This window comes from Pseudomonas brenneri (assembly GCF_007858285.1).
In the GTDB taxonomy this organism is placed as follows: domain Bacteria; phylum Pseudomonadota; class Gammaproteobacteria; order Pseudomonadales; family Pseudomonadaceae; genus Aquipseudomonas; species Aquipseudomonas brenneri.
The window spans coordinates 319,750-339,110 of record NZ_VFIL01000006.1 but is presented as its reverse complement, the minus strand read 5'-3'; the positions used below and the strand labels follow the sequence as shown (position 1 = coordinate 339,110).

17 protein-coding genes and 1 pseudogene are annotated in these 19,361 nt (G+C 60.8%); 3 read left to right on the top strand and 15 right to left on the bottom strand.

From position 1 onward, the window contains the following. Positions 1-25: 25 nt before the first annotated feature. Together ubiA and FJD34_RS15815 are read right to left on the bottom strand one after the other, a co-directional pair. Positions 26-916 carry a 4-hydroxybenzoate octaprenyltransferase gene (ubiA, locus tag FJD34_RS15820; RefSeq protein ID WP_032856746.1) on the bottom strand — a complete coding sequence of 297 codons (891 nt, stop codon included), beginning with the start codon at positions 914-916 and terminating at the stop codon, positions 26-28. Next, positions 916-1,479, bottom strand: coding sequence for a chorismate--pyruvate lyase family protein (locus FJD34_RS15815; protein WP_032856747.1), 564 nt, complete (start codon positions 1,477-1,479; stop codon positions 916-918). Before FJD34_RS15815 ends, ubiA begins: the two co-directional genes overlap by 1 nt. Before the next feature lie 196 nt (positions 1,480-1,675). Here FJD34_RS15815 and FJD34_RS15810 point away from each other — a divergent pair, with 196 nt between their 5' ends. The 3 genes from FJD34_RS15810 to FJD34_RS15800 all read left to right on the top strand — a co-directional run bounded on the left by FJD34_RS15810 (position 1,676) and on the right by FJD34_RS15800 (position 3,496). Continuing rightward, on the top strand, positions 1,676-1,843 hold the full coding sequence (locus tag FJD34_RS15810) for a rubredoxin (protein WP_032856748.1): 168 nt from the start codon (positions 1,676-1,678) through the stop codon (positions 1,841-1,843). Between the two features lie 38 nt (positions 1,844-1,881). Beyond that, positions 1,882-3,030, top strand: coding sequence for an NAD(P)/FAD-dependent oxidoreductase (locus FJD34_RS15805; protein WP_032856749.1), 1,149 nt, complete (start codon positions 1,882-1,884; stop codon positions 3,028-3,030). A gap of 190 nt (positions 3,031-3,220) precedes the next feature. Continuing rightward, the gene (locus tag FJD34_RS15800; RefSeq protein ID WP_003213368.1) at positions 3,221-3,496 is read left to right on the top strand and encodes an HU family DNA-binding protein; all 276 of its coding nucleotides are present in this window, start codon (positions 3,221-3,223) and stop codon (positions 3,494-3,496) included. Between the two features lie 152 nt (positions 3,497-3,648). On the opposite strand, the gene FJD34_RS15795 is transcribed toward FJD34_RS15800, so the two are convergent. The 13 genes and pseudogenes from FJD34_RS15795 to FJD34_RS15735 form a co-directional block, all read right to left on the bottom strand. Next, complete coding sequence (locus tag FJD34_RS15795) at positions 3,649-4,089, bottom strand: hypothetical protein (protein ID WP_146552222.1); 441 nt, start codon at positions 4,087-4,089, stop codon at positions 3,649-3,651. Between the two features lie 152 nt (positions 4,090-4,241). Beyond that, the gene (locus FJD34_RS15790; RefSeq protein WP_146552220.1) at positions 4,242-4,556 is read right to left on the bottom strand and encodes a hypothetical protein; all 315 of its coding nucleotides are present in this window, start codon (positions 4,554-4,556) and stop codon (positions 4,242-4,244) included. 356 nt (positions 4,557-4,912) lie between these two features. Further along, positions 4,913-5,020: pseudogene (locus FJD34_RS28635) on the bottom strand (RHS repeat-associated core domain-containing protein); the annotation flags it as partial. 21 nt (positions 5,021-5,041) lie between these two features. Then, positions 5,042-5,485 (bottom strand): hypothetical protein, encoded by a 444-nt coding sequence (locus FJD34_RS15780; RefSeq protein WP_090292477.1) that lies wholly within the window; start codon positions 5,483-5,485, stop codon positions 5,042-5,044. Positions 5,486-5,499: 14 nt separating this feature from the next. Continuing rightward, the gene (locus FJD34_RS15775) at positions 5,500-9,888 is read right to left on the bottom strand and encodes an RHS repeat-associated core domain-containing protein (RefSeq protein ID WP_090292475.1); all 4,389 of its coding nucleotides are present in this window, start codon (positions 9,886-9,888) and stop codon (positions 5,500-5,502) included. 12 nt (positions 9,889-9,900) lie between these two features. Further along, the gene (locus FJD34_RS15770; RefSeq protein WP_032856755.1) at positions 9,901-10,335 is read right to left on the bottom strand and encodes a DcrB-related protein; all 435 of its coding nucleotides are present in this window, start codon (positions 10,333-10,335) and stop codon (positions 9,901-9,903) included. A 15-nt stretch (positions 10,336-10,350) separates the two neighbouring features. After that, a complete protein-coding gene (locus tag FJD34_RS15765) occupies positions 10,351-12,291 on the bottom strand; it encodes a type VI secretion system Vgr family protein (RefSeq protein ID WP_090292473.1) in 1,941 nt (646 codons plus the stop codon). 158 nt (positions 12,292-12,449) lie between these two features. After that, complete coding sequence (gene tssH / locus FJD34_RS15760; protein ID WP_090292471.1) at positions 12,450-15,113, bottom strand: type VI secretion system ATPase TssH; 2,664 nt, start codon at positions 15,111-15,113, stop codon at positions 12,450-12,452. Further along, a complete protein-coding gene (gene tssG / locus FJD34_RS15755; protein WP_090292470.1) occupies positions 15,106-16,149 on the bottom strand; it encodes a type VI secretion system baseplate subunit TssG in 1,044 nt (347 codons plus the stop codon). The genes tssH and tssG overlap by 8 nt, the downstream gene beginning before the upstream one ends. Beyond that, positions 16,113-17,969 carry a type VI secretion system baseplate subunit TssF gene (gene tssF / locus FJD34_RS15750; RefSeq protein ID WP_090292468.1) on the bottom strand — a complete coding sequence of 619 codons (1,857 nt, stop codon included), beginning with the start codon at positions 17,967-17,969 and terminating at the stop codon, positions 16,113-16,115. Before tssF ends, tssG begins: the two co-directional genes overlap by 37 nt. After that, on the bottom strand, positions 17,966-18,481 hold the full coding sequence (gene tssE, locus FJD34_RS15745) for a type VI secretion system baseplate subunit TssE (protein WP_090292466.1): 516 nt from the start codon (positions 18,479-18,481) through the stop codon (positions 17,966-17,968). Before tssE ends, tssF begins: the two co-directional genes overlap by 4 nt. Continuing rightward, entirely contained in the window at positions 18,475-18,909 is a 435-nt protein-coding gene (locus tag FJD34_RS15740; protein ID WP_065942317.1) for a hypothetical protein, read from the bottom strand. The genes tssE and FJD34_RS15740 overlap by 7 nt, the downstream gene beginning before the upstream one ends. After that, positions 18,909-19,358 (bottom strand): type VI secretion system amidase effector protein Tae4, encoded by a 450-nt coding sequence (locus FJD34_RS15735; protein WP_032856767.1) that lies wholly within the window; start codon positions 19,356-19,358, stop codon positions 18,909-18,911. Before FJD34_RS15735 ends, FJD34_RS15740 begins: the two co-directional genes overlap by 1 nt. Positions 19,359-19,361: the final 3 nt, after the last annotated feature.

Here is a 19,361-nt window from a genome sequence, read left to right as displayed (position 1 = left end):
TTGTAGGAGCCGGCAAGCCGGCTCCTTATCGAAAGGCGTAGTCCGCCACAATCCCGAGAAAAATCGCCAGTCCCGCCCAATGGTTGTGCAAGAACGCCTTGAAGCACTTCATCCGGTCCCGATCCCGGGTGTACCAGAACTCCCAGGCAAAACACCCCGCCGCTGCCAGCAGGCCCAGGTGGAACCAGCCTCCCAGCTCAAAGCGCGAGCCTGCCAGCAGCAGGCAAACTAGCGCCAGCCCCTGCAAGGTGAGGATGATGATGCGGTCGGCATCGCCAAACAGAATGGCGGTGGATTTGACGCCGATTTTCAAATCGTCATCGCGGTCGGTCATCGCGTAATACGTGTCGTAGGCCACCGTCCACAGCAGATTGGCGATGTACAGCAACCACGCAATGGCCGGCAGGCTGCCGGTCTCGGCGGTGAACGCCATGGGCATGCCCCAGGAAAACGCCGCGCCCAGCACCACTTGCGGGTAATAGGTGTAGCGCTTCATGAACGGGTAGCTGACAGCCAGGGCCAGACCGCCCAGCGACAGCCAGATGGTCGCGGCGTTGGTCAGCAGCACCAGCAGGAAGCTGATGCTCATCAGCACTGCAAAGAACACCAGCGCTTCCTTGGAACTGATCTTGCCGCTCGCCAACGGACGTTGCGCCGTGCGCTTCACGTGGCCGTCGACCTTGCGGTCAGCCCAGTCATTGATCACACAACCGGCGGCCCGGGTCAGTGTCACGCCGAGGACAAAAATCACGATATTGCTCAGCGACGGCGAACCCTTGCCGGCGATCCACAGCGCCCACAGGGTGGGCCACAGCAGCAGGTAGATGCCGATGGGCTTGTCCATGCGCGTCAGTTGAACGAAGTCCCAGGCCCGAGGGTTCAGGCGGTTCAAAGATTGGAGCAGGCGCTGGTACATCAGCAATTCTCCGCAGATTCGTGCACCGCTTGCCACAGGCTTGGCAGGAAGACTTCCGCCACCAACACGCTCAACGCGCCGCGATCAAAGCGCGAGCGCCGGGCCCACAAACCGTTGGTCTGATCTGCCGTCGGCAGCCAGGCACGTGGGTAGTGGCAAACCTCGATAGCCTGGCGGGCGAAGGCCTGGTCACAAAACAGCAGTTCACCCAACGAGCGACTGCCCAACTCATCCATATGCAGGCCGTCGCCCTGCAAGGCACTACGGGCCGCCACGCTGCGGGCGAACACCCAGGCCTGGCCGTGACCGCGCAAATACACCTCGCGCACCCAGCCAATACTGGCCGCTGGCAGGTCGAGGGCGGCGCATTCGTCGTCTCGCAGGGGCTGCCAGCCTTCGAACAGTGGCGTGACACTGAAGCCATCGTTGGACAGGTGCGTCAGGCGGCGAGTCAGCGAGCCCTCATCGAACAGCCAGTCGAGGGCAAGGGGTGCGGGCAGAGGGTGCAGAAGGCTCTGGTTCAGCCATTGGCAGGCATCGGGAACGGCAATCGAATGCGGCACGGGGAGTCATTATTGGCAGTTAATGAGGCGCCGAGCTTACCATGCTCACCCGAATTTTTGCCGGGCTGCGCCGGGACATTGGGCCGAACGTGCTTGCATCTGGGCGCCCCGATCAGTACAAAACGCCCTGAGCCGGACGGCAATGCTGGATCTATCGACTGTCGGCCAGTAAGCCTGGACCCTGAGGAAGCAAGTAATGAAGAAGTGGCAATGTGTAGTCTGCGGCCTGATCTACAACGAAGCAGACGGTTGGCCGGATGATGGGATCGCCCCAGGCACCCTGTGGCAGGACGTCCCTGAAGACTGGCTGTGCCCGGACTGCGGCGTCGGCAAAATGGATTTCGAAATGATCGAAATCGGTTGATTCGCTGAATTTAAGAAACGAACTACAAGGAGAAAGGAATGAGCGCACCTGTCGTGATCATCGGTACGGGCTTGGCCGGTTACAACCTGGCTCGGGAGTTTCGTAAGCTCGACAGCGAAACCCCGCTGTTGCTGATCACTGCAGATGACGGGCGTTCCTACTCCAAACCCATGCTCTCCACCGGTTTTGGCAAAAACAAGGATGCTGATGGCCTGAGCATGGCGACCCCGGGCACCATGGCCGAGCAACTGAAGGCCGAAGTGCGCACCCATACGCGAATCAGCGGGATCGACCCTGGGCACAAGCGCCTGTGGATCGGCGAGGAGGCGGTGGCCTACCGCGACCTGATCCTGGCCTGGGGCGCCCAGACCGTGCAGGTACCGGTCGAGGGCGATGCCGCTGAACTGATTTTCCCGATCAACGACCTGGAAGACTACGCACGCTTTCGCCACGCCGCCGCCGGCAAGCGCCGCGTGCTGCTGTTGGGCGCGGGCCTGATCGGCTGTGAATTTGCCAACGACCTGATCCTCGGCGGCTATGCAATCGACTTGGTGGCACCGTGCGAGCAAGTCATGCCGACCCTGCTGCACCCGGCTGCGGCTGCAGCGGTGCAGGCCGGGCTCGAAGGCCTCGGTGCGCGCTTCCACCTGGGGCCGGTGCTCAACCGCCTGCAACGCACGGCTGACGGCCTGGAAGCCCATCTGTCCGATGGCACGGTGATCGAATGCGACCTGGTGGTCTCCGCCATCGGCCTGCGCCCCCGGGTGGACCTGGCGGCTGCGGCTGGCCTGCAAATCAACCGTGGGATCATGGTCGACCGCCACCTCAAGACCTCCCACGCCAATATCTACGCCCTGGGCGACTGCGCCGAGGTCGATGGCCTGAACCTGCTGTACGTCATGCCCCTGATGAGCTGCGCCCGCGCCCTGGCCCAGACCCTGGCGGGCAACGCCACGGCGGTCAACTACGGGCCGATGCCGGTCACAGTGAAAACCCCGGCCTGCCCGCTGGTGGTCTCGCCACCGCCACGGGGCACTGAAGGCGTGTGGAGCGTCGAAGGGCAGGGTGGTGACATCAAGGCTTTGTGCCGCGATTCCTCCGGGCGCCTGCTGGGCTATGCCCTGACCGGCACGGCGGTCATGGAAAAACTGGCCCTGAATAAGGAACTTCCGCCACTGCTGGCGTAAATGCTGGTCGTTCTGTCGGAATAACCACCTTTTTCCCCCTAGAAAGGTCGCCGTGAGACTGGCGCAGGCACCAATGGCATGCCATCCTCACTCCCGTCTGCCGCAGAGTAGAGCCTGCGGCGCCTTGGCGCTGCTCCAGCAGAGAGCAGCACGGACATAACAACAAAAAACCGTCAAAGAGGCTTCACCTATGCGTAAACCAGAACTCGCAGCCGCCATTGCAGAAAAAGCAGACCTGACCAAAGAACAGGCCAACCGCGTCCTCAACGCCGTACTTGAAGAAATCACCGGCGCCCTGCACCGCAAGGACAGCGTCACCCTGGTTGGTTTCGGCACCTTCCTGCAACGCCACCGTGGCGCCCGCACCGGCAAAAACCCGCAAACCGGCGAGCCGGTGAAAATCAAGGCGAGCAACACCGTAGCGTTCAAACCGGGCAAGTCGCTCAAAGACAGCGTCAACCCGTAAGCGCGGCACCGTCTCGAAGGGAGGCGGGGAGGTATGAAAAATGGGCACGCCGACTGGGTCGGGTGCCCATTTTTGTTGGGGCAGTGCCTTCCCAAGGGGCAGCGCATCGAGATTTTTCGAGTCATGCACGCCCGTTCCGCCCGGCCTCACTATCAGGTGTGGCCTGGTATCCAGAATAGGTTTTTACCACCGGACTTAATGATTTTCTCGACCAGCTCAGTGAATGATTTTGCGATCAGCGTGCTCTCATCGGCCGACGGATAACTGTCCCAGAACGAGTCGTAGCAATACCCAAATTGCGGGCCCGGCGTCAGGTCGATTGAAATTATTTGATCTTCACATTTAACCAGCACGTACCAGTTAGCTGAGTCGGGATCTTCCAAGTCTTCGTTCATTACGACAAAGTCGGAACGTTCAAGTATTGGTGACTGAATCGTGAAGCTGTAGCGTGCCTGCGGATAGAAAACTGCGCTGCTGTAATGCTGATAAAAATCGGCTAAGTCATTGGGGATGGGGCCGTTCGGCAATCCAGCGGAAGGTACTGTCGTGCAGTCAGAATTTTCTATCAGGTCAATGATTTTAGTCAGGCTCATCTTCCGCATCCCTTACACAGGTAGTTTTTCATTGCTTTGTTGTACAAGCTGCGTGAACCATTTAGGCCGTGTCTTCATGGTAAGGGGATAGATTTGTTTTTGTTAAACATATCTATTAACTAAGTCTGCCCCCTTTGTTTATTGTTTTTCACCTAGTATAAGCTGCGCACAAAAAGTTTCAGTGAGGATCTCCAAACGGGGGTGTTGATTTTTTCAAAATAAAGTTTCAGCTCGGTTGTGCTTTCTTTTACATAAAAAATGTCTGATAGTTGTTGTGTTTGTCGGCCTAGATGATCAAATAAATGAAAAGTCAATACATTGGTTTTCTGTGTTTTTGGGTTGTTTATTTTCCAAGTTATCTGGTCGTCACTTGTCTGAAATATATCAGTGGCGCTAACCGGATTTGATATTTCCCAGCCGGCCTGCTCCAAGGCTTCTTTCAATTCAACCATACGTGCCCGAGTCACTATAAACTCTCCCAGAATCCCTTTTGAGGCGTCACACCGCTACGGCTAAGGCCATGAGTGATATCCGCTTTATTCATACTGGTCCCCCCTTTCTGCCAGGTGTCGATAGAGAGTATTTGACCCTTTTTATCAGTAATGGTCACGCTATAAGCGTCCTCTCCTGTTTTCCGGACGTGGTATCGCGCATCCGGTGCTTTGCCTCCTCCTTTTAGGGCTTTTCCATGGCTGATATTTTTTATGCCGCGTTTGAGATACTGCGCAGGTGACGGATTGGAGTGGCGACGAGCATGGTCTTTTAGGCCCGAGTCATTCTTTTTGAAGGTACGCCTGCTCTTCTACGACGCCCCGTAGGATTTTAATCCTAGGGGATCGACCCAGCCTAAGGTGTTGGGCGCATATTGATAGCGGTTGATCCCTCCCGTTAGATCAATCGGATCCGGAGTAGTAATTCTCCCTACATCCGGACGGATTTTTGTGTGGGAAGATCACTCACCTTTTTTCTTTTTATCCAAATAGAATTTCAAATACTTTTTTGGTCTTTCTTTGAATGCTCGCTCCTTACCGAAAGCATAGGCGGCGTCAAAATATTGAAATGCCTTCTCTTCCTCATGAAGTTCGACGCAGACCATGCCCAAATCTATCAATGGCGCTGTATTGCGCTCCGAACTTCTGCCATCTAGTGTGATTTGAGCCCAGTATTTTGCAGTTTTGAAATCACCAGCGTCAAAATAGAAATTATAAAAAGAGCCAGCGATCCATCCAGTTAATAGTTTCCATCCCAGTCTTGGCTCTGGGAGTAATGCCCACGCTTGCTCATAGGCAGCGAGGGCTTCCAGCTTGTTGCCGGCTTCATCCAATTCGTTTCCGGTTTCCATGATGGAAGATATTCTTACTTCCAAGTCCGGATTTTCTTCTGACAGATCTTTCATCGGTAATGTTCTCACTATGGATATCGAGGCTTCTCGGCCGGCCCAATAAAGTCGCCTGGGTCCCTGTATCGATCCTTGAGGCTAGCACCCTGAGACCGGTTATAGCTGTAATGCTCCAACTCATAGTTGTTCGGGTCGCGCATCCAGCCACGTACTTCCTTGGTTTTGGCTCCATGGAAGCCGCCCGTCTGGTTCCAGTATCTGACAGCATCGGTTCGGTGCGCCATGTCGGCATCCTTGATTGGGTACCACTCGTCATCTACCCGACTTCTGAACTGCATATTTTTTCCTGCCCCTCTGATGCGATCATCAGCGCGCATACGTGCAATGACGATTTTGCCAGTTTTGCTCTTCTTGCCCGGCGTTCTACCCACTGAGTTCAAGCGGCATGAAAGACCAAGCGGGTCATTCCAACCGAAGGGGTTTCGTGCGTATACGTAGAAATTCAAGCCACCGTAGAGCCCAATCGGATCCGGCGTAATAAACCTTCCCACATCCGGATCATAAAACCTGAACGTATTAAAATGCAGCCCCGTCTCCCGGTCCAGGTACTGCCCCTGAAACCGCAGGTTCTGCTCTTCAATGAAGTACGGTTCCCGCACCTCTTCCACGGTATTGCCCCACACCCGATAAGTCGCCTGCCACAGGGTGTGCCCATCAGCCTCGGTCAGTTGCTCCGGCAAGCCGTTGAGATCGTTGTGGTAATAACGAATTTTTTGCAGCGCCCCGATGCCGTCGACGCGGGCCAGGGGTTGGTAGCCTTCGTCTTCATAGAGGTAAAGGCTGGTCTGGCTGTGCTTATGCTCCTGTAACAGGCGCAAGCCGTCCCACGTGAATTGGGTTTCGCCCAGCGGATAGCCATTGCTGCCGTGTTCGGTCTTGCCGATGCGTCGGCCCAGTGGGTCGTAGGCCATCCGCACCACGCTGGCGCCTTCATTGCGCACTTCGATCAGTCGGCTTTCGGCGTCGTACGCAAAGTGTTGTACGCCACGAGCGCCGCTGCGTTTTTCGATCATTCGGCCAAAGGCATCGTAGCGGTAGCGTTTGTCCTGATAGGTCAGCAGTTTGTTGTGTACCACCAGCCCGGCCCCGGACTGTGGGCCGTCCAGCAGGTTTGCCGCCGCGTCGTAGGCGAAGGTTTCGCGCTGGCCGTGCAGGCTGTCCTGGCTTGCGATAATGCGGCCGGTGGCGTCGTAGTGCAGGAGTTGGCGATGTTGCGCGCTGGGTTGTTGATCGAGTTTGCCGATCAGGTTGTCGGCGGGGTCGTATTCAAAGTGCTTTTGCACCGCCGCCGGCATCAACGCCGGCTGGCTGGTGTGACGGCGTTGGCGGGCGCGCAGGCGGCCGCTGCGGTCGTACTCGCTGCGGGTGCTGATCTGGCCTTGGGTGCGCAGCACTTCGCGGTGCAGGCGGTCACGCTCGAAGTCGCTGATGACCTGGCCGTCGAGGTTGATCTGATGCAGATGGCCACTGCCGTAATACAAGCGATTGAGCCAGCGGCCGTCGGGCAGTTGGGTCTGGATCAGGTTGCCGAGTTCGTCGTAGTGGTGTTGCAACTCGCCGGCCGAACTGCGCTCGGCGAGCAATTGGCCAACCGCGTCATAGGCAAAGCTCAAAGCTTGGGCATTGCCCTGCAGGTCGGTGAAGGACACGTCCGTAAGCTGGTCCAATGGATCGTAGGTGTAGTCCGTGCGGCCATCGTCAGTGGTTTTGGCAATCAAGCGGCCAATGGCATCGCGCTCCAGTCGATGCACGATAGGGGCGGGCGGTGTCTCGGGGACCACGGCCAGGCCCGTGCCATAAGGCGCCGCAAGGGCGGTCACAGTGGTGACGTTGTCCAGGCGGTCGTAGCTGTAACGCTTGGCGCTGCCGTCCAGGTCTTGCTGCTCCGTCAACCGATCCCCATCATCCCAGGCAAACCGATAACGTTCCCCGTTCTCGTTGACCAGCGCTTGCAGCCGACCAAAGCTGTCATAGCCGAACTGCACTTGCCGACCATGGGCATCGGTGCGCTGACGGACCTGGCCGCGACGGTTGTGTTGATAGCACGTGGTGTGGCCGGCCGGATCGGTGTAAGCCGTCAGTTGGCCGCTGATATCACGCTGGTACTGCTCGCTACGTCCGTCGGGTAATTGGCTGCTGAGCAAGCGACCCAGGGCGTCATAGTGGAACTGGGTCCGTTCGCCGAGGGCGTCGGTGATGACCTGCAAAAAACCCTGTTCGTTATAGCTGAACCGCGTCGGGTAACCCGAGCAATCGGTGTGTTCGACCAGTTGCCCGAACGGGTTCCAGCGCAGTTTTTTGCTTTTGCCCGTGGCGTCGATAATCTCGACGACCTGGCCATGGGCGTCATAGCGGTAGCGGGTGACATGGCCCAGCGGGTCGATGGCGACGGTGCAGTTGCCGCGTTGATCATAGCGGTAGCGCCAACTGTTGCCGGCGGCGTCGGTTTGCACCAACGGCAGGGCCCAGTGTTCCAGCCACAACGTCGAGTCGCTGCGCCCCAGGGGGTCGGTTTCGCCGATGAGGTTGCCGGCCTCGTCGTAGCTGTATTCATATCGGCCACCCTGTGGGTCGGTGGCGTTGAGCAATTGGCGCTCGTCGTTCCATTCGAACAGCCAGGTCTGGCCGAGGTTGTCGCTGTAGTGAGTGATCTGGTGCTGGCTGTTCCAGTGGCGGATGCTGACACGCTGCAAACTGTCGGTAATACGTGTGGTGCCGGCCTGCACGTCATAGTCGAACTGGTAAGCGTCACCTTCGTTGGTCCAATGCTTGACCACGCGCCATTCCAGGCCATCAATCAAGGCCCATTCATAAAAGCAGTGCAAGCCGCTGGGCAACTGGTGTTCCACCATGCGTTGCCCGCTGTCGTAGGCAAAGCGCCGCTGCACCTGGCCGCTGGCATCGCGCACCTCGGTCAGGCTGCCGATGGCGTCGTAACCGTAGCTTGCGAGCACTTCTCGGCGTTGATCGGGGTACACGCGCTCGATGCAGGTCACGTGGGCCGGGTCGCGGATCAGTTCGACCTGCACCAGATCAAACGTGTCGCGCAGCCGCACCAGGCGTCCTGCGTCGTCATAATCAAGGTAGATGCGGTTGTCGTTGCGGTCACCCAGTTGGCTCAGGCGCAGCAGCGACGGGGTTGCGGGGGTGGGTTCAAACAAGCGGTACGTGCCGTCGTCGCTTTCAATCAACAATTGGCCGTTGCGGTTGCGCCGTACGGCAAGCCCTTCACCTGCACTGAATACTGCGCCGCCCAAGGGGATGGAACCCATGTCGATAGGCCGGCCCTGTTCATCGGTGTAGACAAGCGTTTCGCCGCCTTCGGGATGGGGTTGGATCTCGACGCACACCTCATACGGCACACTCCAGCCAGCGCCGAACAGACTGCCACGGCGTTCGTCGCGACTGTTGTAGAAGCGCTGCCAATCGAGCGGAAACAGGCCGGGCAGGACGAAATCCAGTTCCTGGTCATCGCCCAGCACCTTGGCGCCGGTAGCCGCATGCACCGGGTTCGAGGAACCCATGGCCGCGTTGGCCGCTGCGCCCATGGCGCTGCTGACGGCCATCGACGCGGCCCCGCCCACCAGCATGCAGGGCAGTTTGCTGAAAAACTTGCCCTTGCCACCTTTGAGCATCAGCAGCGCCGTGACGGCCAGCCCGACGCCTGGGGTCTTGCCGCTACGAATCTCGCGCACCACCACCGAACCGCCGCCAATGGTGACGTTGGAGGAGATCAGCCCGGAGGACACCACCTTCGCATCGCAGGTGCTGCGGTCACCGCTGCGTACGGCGGGCTGGCCGTTGATGGTCACCTTGTCCGAGCCTTCGGCCATGAATTGCGGTGGCATCGGAGGGTGCTTCATGCAAAGCACCAGGTCTTCCGGCTTGGTCTCCGTGCCTGGTGCAGGCGAAGCCACGGTGGGGCGCCACATCTGTGAGAAGAACTCGCCGGCCATGTCCAGGTAGCTGGCTTCTTCTTCCGGCGCCGGCATTTCCAACTCGGTGCCGGCCGGTGCGACATGTGAAACAACCGCCCCTGCCGCGCGGGCGGCGGGGATGTTATTGGTGAGCGTGTCGAGGGAGCCGGTGAGGATGTTGGCCTGCACCGTGGGCGGAAACAGCGCGTTGCCGATGCCCTCGCATAAATTGCTCAGGCCCTTGTCGGCCCCGCTCTTGCTCATCACAAGGCCCACGACCACGCCGACGACCGCGCCCAGGAGAAAGCAACCCAGCCCGCCCGTGACCACGGTAATCCCGGTGGCAGCTACTACCGCCGCCGTGGCCAGCGCGGTAATCGCGATGTTAGCCGCCACCTCCAGCACTCCGCCGAGAATGTCGGCCATCATCGAGGTGTGTTCCATCGCATCGCCCAGGCGGGCGGCCCATAACGCGTCAGACATGCAGGTCGCTCATCAGGAAACAGCGTCAAACGACAACGAGTTTTTAATCGTCGCCCAGTGCGCCGCTTCGGCATCGCCGAGTTTGTCGGCCTTCACATAACTCAGCGCGAGCATCTTGCGTGTGCCCGGCAACACCAGGGCGAGTTGATACTGAAACACCTTGTCGTTGCCCTTGCTGAACTGGCTGCGCAGCTCGATCCCTTCGACCTCCTGGGCGGCCCCCAGGCGCACCGGCACGCTGGGTAGGCAACGCAGGTCCTGTACTTGTTTTTCCAGGCGCTTGAGTTGGTCGTCGAAGTTGCTGTGCAAGGTTTCGCCTTCAGCCAGCAAGCTGCGGCTGACGATCAGTGAAGTCCCCAGCGCCGGGAACTTGAGGATATTGATGGTCGCGTCCTGCAACTCACTGGCGGGCAGTTGAAACTGGAATTCGTTGATGCGGTACGTCATGGCAGGCAGGTCTCGTCAGGAGCTTTTGGGCGCGGGGAACGCGGCTTTGATATTGGCGTCGATGCTGGCTTTTATGCCCTGGCCATCCGGTGTGGCGCCAGGCCCGCCGCCATTGTTGAGGTGCAGCACGCCGCCAGTGTTGAACTCGGCATCGCCACTGGCGTAGAAGCTGATCTGCACGCCGGTAAGGTTGATTTGCCCGCTGGCGTTGAGCTCCAGGATGCTTTCACCGCAGACCAGGCGCAGGTTTTCGCCGACCTCGATGACATAGCTCTGGCTGATGCTGTCGGTCTTCTTCTGGCCAACGGAAAGGATGTCTTCCTGTTTGACGATGCGCAGGCGGTTGTTGCCAATGGTCACCGTCTCGTTGTGCCCAATGCTCTTGTTGCGGTCATGCCCCACCGAGTGGCTTTCATCCACTTCCACCACAATGTCCTGATTACGCTCGGCATGGATGTACAACTGCTCCAGGCCCTTCTTGTCCTCCATGCGGATTTCATTGAAGTTCGCCGGGCTGCCGCCCTTGCTGGAACGGCTTTTCATGCCGCTCTGGGTGGCGTTTTCCGGCAGGTCGTAGGGCACCGTCTGTTCGGCGTTGTACACCCGGCCGGTAATGATCGGGCGATCCGGGTCGCCTTCGAGGAAGCTGACAATCACTTCCTGGCCGATGCGCGGGATCTGCATCGAACCCCAGTTTTTCCCGGCCCAGGATTGCGACACGCGAATCCAGCAGGAGCTGTTTTCGTTGGATTGGTCGTGGCGGTCCCAATAGAAATGCACTTTCACCCGGCCATACTGGTCGGTCCAGATTTCCTCGCCCTTGGGCCCGACCACCAGCGCGGTCTGCGGGCCTTTGACGATAGGGCGATGGGTGTTGGCCTGCGGGCGAAAGCTCTGTTGCGCGTCGATGCAGGTCAGGCTGCTGTCGAACTGCGCCGACCCGCCACCGCCGCCGGACTCCAGGCGTTCCTGAGTGATGCGGTAATGCGCAATGAGGATCAGGTATTCGCGGTTCTGGTCACGCCGACTGAAGCCGGTAAGGCTGAACAGGTGGCCGGCGCCCAGGCCGCGTGCATTGCCGCTGAACTCCACTTGTTCATGCAGGGCTTGCAGGGCTTCGATGCGGGTACGTGCGTAGTGTTCGCCGTCTTCGCTTTTGACGTAGGTGCCGGGGTAATCGTACAGCGGGTAGTCGCCGGCAGTGTGCGGGCGTGGCATGGCCGAGCGTACGTCGATGCTCGCGCTGGGGCGCTGGAAATCGTAGTCGTTGAGCTCAAGGGAGCCGGATTGAACTTGCTGCGCCAATTGCCAGTTGTGCATATGGTCGCGCTCGCGCTGCTGTTCGTCCTTGGGGTAGTAAGGCACTGAGGTGTAGCCGGGCACCGTGGCGTGGGCGCCATAGGCATCGGCCAACACCAGCACATGGCGGTCCTGTTCGTGGCGGAAGAAGTAGTAGATACCTTCCTGTTCCATCAGGCGGCTGACGAAATCGAAGCTGGTCTCGCGGTACTGCACGCAGTATTCCCACTCGCGATACGGCCGGCTCAGGGCGTCTTCGAAGTCGGAAAACCCCAGGTCGCGGAACACCTGCTTGATGATCTGCGGGATGCTCAGGTTCTGGAAAATCCGGCAGTCGGAGGTGCGGCTCAACAGCCACAGCCACGGGCGCAGCGTCACCTGGTAACTGGCGAACTGGCCCTGGTCGATGTTCTGGCTGCAGCGCGCGACAATGCCATGGAAATACCGCTCGCCGCCGTCCGCCAGTTGCAGGCTGACGTTCATCGGCTTGCCCAGCAACTGGTTGAGGTCGATGTTGGCGTCCAGCGAGTTCAGTTGCAGGTCGTAGTAGAACAGCCGCCCCAGCTCTTCGCCGCCGCCCATTTCATTGAGCAGCAGCACATCCGGCCCCAGGGGACTGGTGATCTTGGCCAGGCGTGAGGCTTGGTTGAATAGCATTGGTGGTCCCGTAAATACCGTAATGACTGAAGAAACCGACTCAGAAATGTGGGAGCGGGCTTGCTCGCGAATGCGGTGAATCAGTCACCGGATGCATCAACTGACACACCGTTTTCGCGAGCAAGCCCGCTCCCACATTTGGATTGCATTGCGTCAGGTCAATCGGCGTCGCTGAAGTCGTAGTGCAATTCGTTGTCCCGGCTGCTGATCCGCACCCCCGCCAGCGCCTTGCCTTCAAGCATGCGCGTGAGGAACTCGCGGCTCATGTCCGGCAGCAGGCTGTTGGTCAGGATGGTGTCGATCATCCGCCCGCCGCTTTCGGTTTCGGTGCAGCGTGAGACGATCAGGTCGATCACCGCGTCGTCGTAGTCGAACGCGACTTTGTGGGTGTTTTCCACGCGCTTCTTGATGCGGTCCAGTTGCAGGCGGGTGATCGCCTTGAGCATCACGTCGCTGAGCGGGTAATACGGAATCGTCACCAGGCGCCCGAGCAGGGCCGGCGGGAAAATCTCCAGCAGCGGCTGGCGCAGGGCCTTGGCGATTTCCTCCGGGTCGGGCACGTTTGCCGGGTCTTTGCAGACGTGGGAAATCAGCTCGGTGCCGGCGTTGGTGGTCAGCAGGATCAAGGTGTTCTTGAAGTCGATCACCCGGCCTTCGCCGTCCTCCATCACGCCCTTGTCGAAGACCTGGAAGAAGATCTCATGCACGTCCGGGTGGGCTTTTTCCACCTCGTCCAGCAGCACCACGCTGTAGGGTTTGCGCCGCACGGCTTCGGTCAGCACGCCGCCTTCGCCATAGCCGATATAACCCGGTGGCGCGCCCTTGAGCGTCGACACGGTGTGGGCTTCCTGGAACTCACTCATATTGATGGTGATCACGTTCTGCTCGCCGCCGTACATGGCTTCGGCTAGGGCCAGGGCGGTTTCGGTCTTGCCCACGCCCGAGGTGCCGGCCAGCATGAACACGCCAATCGGCTTGCTCGGGTTGTCGAGGCCGGCGCGGGAGGTCTGGATGCGCTTGGCGATCATCTGCAAGGCGTGGTCCTGGCCGATGATGCGTTTTTTCAGGTGCTGGTCGAGGTTGAGCACCGTCTCCAGCTCATTGCGCGCCATGCGGCCCACCGGAATGCCGGTCCAGTCGGCGACCACCGAGGCCACGGCCTGGTAATCCACGGTCGGCAAGATCAGCGGGGTTTCACCTTGCAGGGCGCTGAGGCGCTGTTGCAGGTCCACCAGTTGCGCACGCAATTGGTCGTTGCCGCTGTCGACAACGCCCGCTTTCTCGCGCAGGGTCGCGCGGGTGGCGAGCAACTCGTCGACCAGGGCTTTCTCTTCGGCCCAGCGGTTTTCCAGGGTTGCCAGGCGCTCGCGCTCGGCAGTCAGCAAGGCTTCGCTGTTGCTCTGGCGTGTGCCAATGGCGATGCCGATGGCATGCTCGCGGGCGATGATTTGCAGTTCGGTTTCCAGGGCTTCGATGCGGCGACGGCTGTCGTCCACCTCGGCCGGCACCGCGTGCAGGCTGATGGCGACGCGGGCGCAGGCGGTGTCCAGCAGGCTCACGGATTTATCTGGCAACTGGCGTGCCGGAATATAGCGGTGGGACAGCTTCACCGAAGCTTCCAGGGCTTCATCGAGGATCTGCACCTGGTGGTGCTTTTCCATGGTCGAGGCCACGCCACGCATCATCAGCAACGCCTTGTCTTCCGACGGCTCGGCCACTTGCACCACCTGGAAGCGCCGGGTCAGCGCCGGGTCTTTCTCGATGTGCTTCTTGTACTCGGCCCAGGTCGTGGCAGCCACGGTGCGCAAGGTGCCACGGGCCAGGGCCGGCTTGAGCAGGTTGGCCGCATCACCGGTGCCGGCGGCGCCACCGGCACCGACCAGGGTGTGGGCCTCGTCGATAAACAAGATGATCGGTTTTGGCGAGGCCTGGACGTCTTCGATGACTTGGCGCAGGCGCTGTTCGAATTCGCCTTTCATGCTGGCGCCGGCTTGCAGCAGGCCCACATCGAGGCTGCGCAGCTCCACGTCTTTCAACGCCGGCGGCACGTCGCCGGCGACGATGCGCAGGGCAAAACCTTCGACCACGGCGGTCTTGCCCACCCCGGCTTCACCGGTGAGGATTGGGTTGTTCTGGCGCCGACGCATCAGGATGTCCACCAGTTGGCGGATCTCTTCGTCACGCCCCACGATCGGGTCGAGCTTGCCGCTGCGTGCCTGTTCGGTCAGGTCCACGGTAAAACGCTTGAGGGCTTCCTGTTTGCCCATGGCACTCGGCGCCATGGCACCACTGGCCTCGCCCGGCACACTGCCGGCGTTGAAACCATCACTGGCGCTCAGGGCGTTTTCCGGCGAATCACCGACATATTCATCAAAGCGTTCGCTCAGGGCCTCGGCCTTGATCTTGTCGAATTCCGCAGACAAGCCCAGCAGCGCATGCCGCAGGCTTGGCGTCTTCAGGATTCCCAGCACCAGGTAGCCGGTGCGCACCTGGCTTTCGCCAAACATCAGGCTGCCGTACACCCAGCCGCGTTCCACGGCTTCTTCCACATGGGAGGACAGGTCGGTGATCGACGTTGAGCCACGGGGCAGGCGGTCCAGGGCTTCGGTAAGGTCACGGGCCAGGCGCGCCGGCTCGACGTTGAACTGGCGGATGATGCGATGCAGGTCCGAATCCTGCAGTTGCAGCAACTGGTGGAACCAATGGGCCAGCTCCACGTAGGGGTTACCGCGCAATTTGCAGAACACCGTGGCGGCTTCGATGGCCTTGTAGGCCACGCTGTTGAGTTTGCCGAACAGCGCGGCGCGACTGATTTCACCCATGCTCTGGATTCCTTGAGGTGGTGGCCTGATCGGCGTAATGCCGGGCCAGGATTAGGTCGTTGGCGTCCTGCCCGGGTTGGCCGAGCCAGGTGTTGAAACCCAACCGAAACTGCCCGTTGAGCTGCAACGGTGGCACTTGCGGTTGTTGGAGAATCAGGTTCAGGTCCCAGTCCAGTTCATGGCCCAGGTATTCGGCGACCCAGGCCACCAGCTCATTGAACGGCTGGCTGCCGGGCAGCATGCCCATGTAGTCGTCGAGCGTCAGGGGCCCGAGACGGATGCGGAATTTGTGCTGGCGATCCCACACATGGCTGCCCAGGCAGAAGTCCACGCCCAGCTGATTGGCACTGACGCTGACCCGGCTGCGCTCGGGCAGCTCCAGCCATTGGCCGACGTACTCTTCAATTTCGACCGGCAGGCCGAAATACTCGCCGAGAATCGCCTTCAAGCCGTCCGGGTAGCGGGTTTGCGCCGAGAGGTGGCCGCTGTAGTGCAGCTTTGCCGTGTCGGGGATCAGGCCCTGGCCGAGCAGGCTGGGCATGCCGCGGCCACTGAGCGCCGCGAGGCGGGCGGACCAGTAGTCATCGTCGGGCCGATCATGGCTGACGGTCGGCCGCGCCTCGGCCCAGGCCCGATAGAACAGAGTCAGCAGGCGATGGTGGAACACATCCAGGAAACGTTTGCTGGTGCTGTCGGCGCTGTTGCGCTGGCGTTCGCGCACGTACTCGGTGATGTGCAGCGGCAGCGGGCCGTTGGGGCCGCCGAGGCCGAAAAAGAACTGCTCCAGGCGCGCAGGTGTGCCGTCGCCGCCGGGATCCACCGACGCCAGGGTGGCCGGCGCGAAGGTGCAGTCAGCCCGTTGCCCGAGGCGCAGCGGATCATCGGCCAGGCGCAGGGAATGCCCCAGGCGCGGCAGGTGGGCCGATTCGCACTCGATACGGCGCAGGGCCTGGAAGAAGTCATATTCCCAGGGCTCCTGATGCATCGCATCCAGGGTACTCACAGGGTCGGACGCCGTCCGGGCTTGGCTTTCCATCGCATGATCTCGCCGCGTTCGGTGGTACGGATCACCGTCTCGGTAAAACTGTTGATCGACACGTAACGCGCCAGGAAGCGTTCCAGCACTGCGCCGAGCAGGAACACGCCGGTGCCGCGGAACGCGTTTTCATCAAATTCCAGGGTGATTTCCAGGCCCCGGCCAAACACGATCGGGCCGGGCATCGGCAGGCGCCGGGTCACCGCTTTGCTAGTGACCTCGCGCAGGCCTTCGATCTGCAATTGCAGGGCCGCGTCGTTGCTGTCGCCATACAGGCGCAGCAGCTCACGCAACGCCGCGGCACCTTGGCCCTCGCTCAGGGACAGGTAGTTGAGCGACAACTGGCTGATCAGGCGCCAGGCCTTGGCATCGTGGGCGTGGCTGGCGCGCGGCCGGCTGGGGCCGGCCACGCAGCGCACCGCCATTACCGGGGCACTGTCGGCCAGGGTGAAGTCGGTCTTGCCGTTGCCCACGCTCATGAACAACGGCAGGTCGCGGTTGGTGCACAGCGCGGTCACGCCCAATTGACGCAGGTCGTGGCGGTAGGGCGCCTGCTGGCTGTCCACCAGGCTGACAAAGGTCTCGCTGCCCACGTAAGTGGAGCGCGGACCATTGCGCCGCTGGTCGCTGGACAGCACGCGCGGCTCGCGGCGCACGCTGTAGTAAGTCTGGTCGCGGCCGTAGCGCGACGGATCACGCACGGCGTAGAACGGCAAGAAGGGTTGCTCCGGCCCGGTGCCGTGGCCGGTGATGCCGCTCAGGGAGTGAATTTCAAAATCCATGGGCCGGGTGCGGTCGGCAATCACATGGTGTTCGTTGACCCGTTCGGACAAGTGAATGCGGTCTACCCGCTTGGGGAACAGGTTGATCGCCGGGGTGCAGAAGGGCACGAACTGCGTTGCGCCAACACTGCCTTCCAGGCTCGGATCGTGGCGGTCGAACAGTACGATCAGCTCCAGCTCCTGGCCATCGCAGCGTTGTACGGCGCGGCTCAGTTCGGTGAACTCGACGAACAGGTAACGATGGGGCAGGGCGAAGTATTCCTGCAGCAGGCGGTAACCCTGGAAGGCTCGCGATACCACCGGCATCGCCGCATCGGCGTCGTCGAACCCGCGCGAGCGCAACGCGTCCTGCGGCAGGCGTTCCACCCAGTCACTGCCGGGCTGGCGCGCAAACACCGCGCAGACATTGCCCAGCAATTGCTCGTAGAGGCGGAACGGCTGCTCATCGGCGCCGCTCAGGTACAGCGGCAGATTGTCCAGGGCCAGGCTGTTGAAGGGCAGCTCGGCGCCGGTGCGCAGGGTCAGGCGCAGCCCGGCCTTGGCCTTGGGCTCTCTGGCGGCCAGGCGCCCGAGTACGGCGGACGGGTTGCCGAAGTAATCGGCCTGGCTGACCTGCAACGGCCACAGCATCACCGGGTGGGCGGTGCGGTACTCGCAGCAGGTCTGGGTTTCGCGGCCAAGGGCTGCGCGCAGCACGGTGTCGCGGGGCAGTGGAAAACCGCTGGCCAGCGAACCTTCATCGGGATCGGCCTGCAACTGCACCACGGTCATCGACGGGGTCGGCGCCAGGTAGTGCGGGTAGGCGATTTCCAGCAGGTTATGGGTGAAGGTCGGGTACTCGGCATCGAGTTTGAGTTGCACCCGGGCGGTGAGATACGCGAAGCCTTCGAGCAGGCGCTCGACGTACGGGTCGGCGCAGTCCATGCCGGACAGGGTCAGCCGACTGGCGATCTTCGGGTATTCCTTGGCGAACTCCGCGGCGCTCTCGCGCACGTGGTGCAGCTCCTGGTTATACAGCTCCAGCAGGCGCGGGTTCATGGGCGCCTCCGCTGGTCGGCGTTGACCACGCGTACGTGGCCGGACTCCAGGTCCAGGTCGGTCTGCAGCAGCAGGCGCAAGGGCACGGGCTGGGCCCACAGGTCGCCTTCGATCTCGAAACACAAGGCGTTGTGGTTCATCTCGCCATGGGCCACACGCGCCTTGACCCGCAGGGTGTGGCGCAGGATGCGCGGCTCAAAGGTGGCAATTGCCTGGTAGATCGAGGCCTCCAGGGCATTGATATCGACGCTCGACGCACTGTTGCCCGCCAGCGCCGGCAGGCCGTAATTGACCACGGATGTACCGGCCGGGGTGTGCAGCGTGGCATCGGCATTGAGCAGCGACGTGGTATTGAGCAGCCACGCCAGGTCCCGCAGCACCGAGGCTTTGAGCTGGGTCAGGGACAGCACGCGCTTGTCCGCACTTTCCTTGGGATTGCTCGGCTCGTCGTCGGTCAACCGGTCCAGCAGGGACGGTTGCAGACGGTCGCGGGTGGCGATTTCGGTTACCACGTGAAGGGCGCTACATACATTTTTTGGTCGCCACCCGAGCCGCAGGCCGCAAAGGTGCTAACTGCCCCCGCCTCAAAAATCCCTTGATACTGGCGAACAGCTTGCATCTTGCTGAGGCAGTCATGGCTGGGCGCGGGCATATGCTCGCTACGCCAAACTGCAAAAATCGGGGTGTTGTTGAACGTCTCTACGCGTAGCTTCTGCTGTGCATCCAGGCTGAAGCTGCAAGGCCACTCCATGTCTAACTGCATGCGAGTCTGGTCGGGCTTGACCAGCGTGCAGCGACCTTGATCATCTACCAGGCTCAGGGGCTGGTCGACAAACATCGCTTGTGTGGCAGCGGTTGGTGTTGGTACGTCTTCCGCCGCGCACGCACTCAGGCTTACAAGGCTCGCGGCCAGGGCCGCAAAAACAAAAGGCCTACGCATTACAAAAGCTCCCAGAACCAGATTTCCTTGGCACTTGAGGACAGGTCACCGCTCTTGGTCAGGCCACGGTTCCACAGGTCGATATGGTCGCCAGTGGGCTGGCCAGCCCGATCAGTATTGGTCTGGTAGCAGTCCTTGAAGAAGATGATGCCGGTCTTGCCCCGCAACGTGGCGCGGTCGGCCACGCTGTTGGTATAGGTTTTTGGTGGGCTGAGCTGGCGCTTTTTCGACAGCCAGTGTGCCAGCGACTCTGCACCCCGGGCGTGTCCATGCGCACAGAGTGGGCCGAGGTTATAGGTCGACGAGTTGACTGGTAGCGTGCGTTCGCCACACAGCGCAATGCTCACGCGAATGGCGCACTGGTTCGCCCAGGGACCGCTGCAGGCGGGGTCGGTATGGGTGTAGCGCGGATAGCTGTTCCACAAATTGATAAACGAAGGTTTGGCCATGAC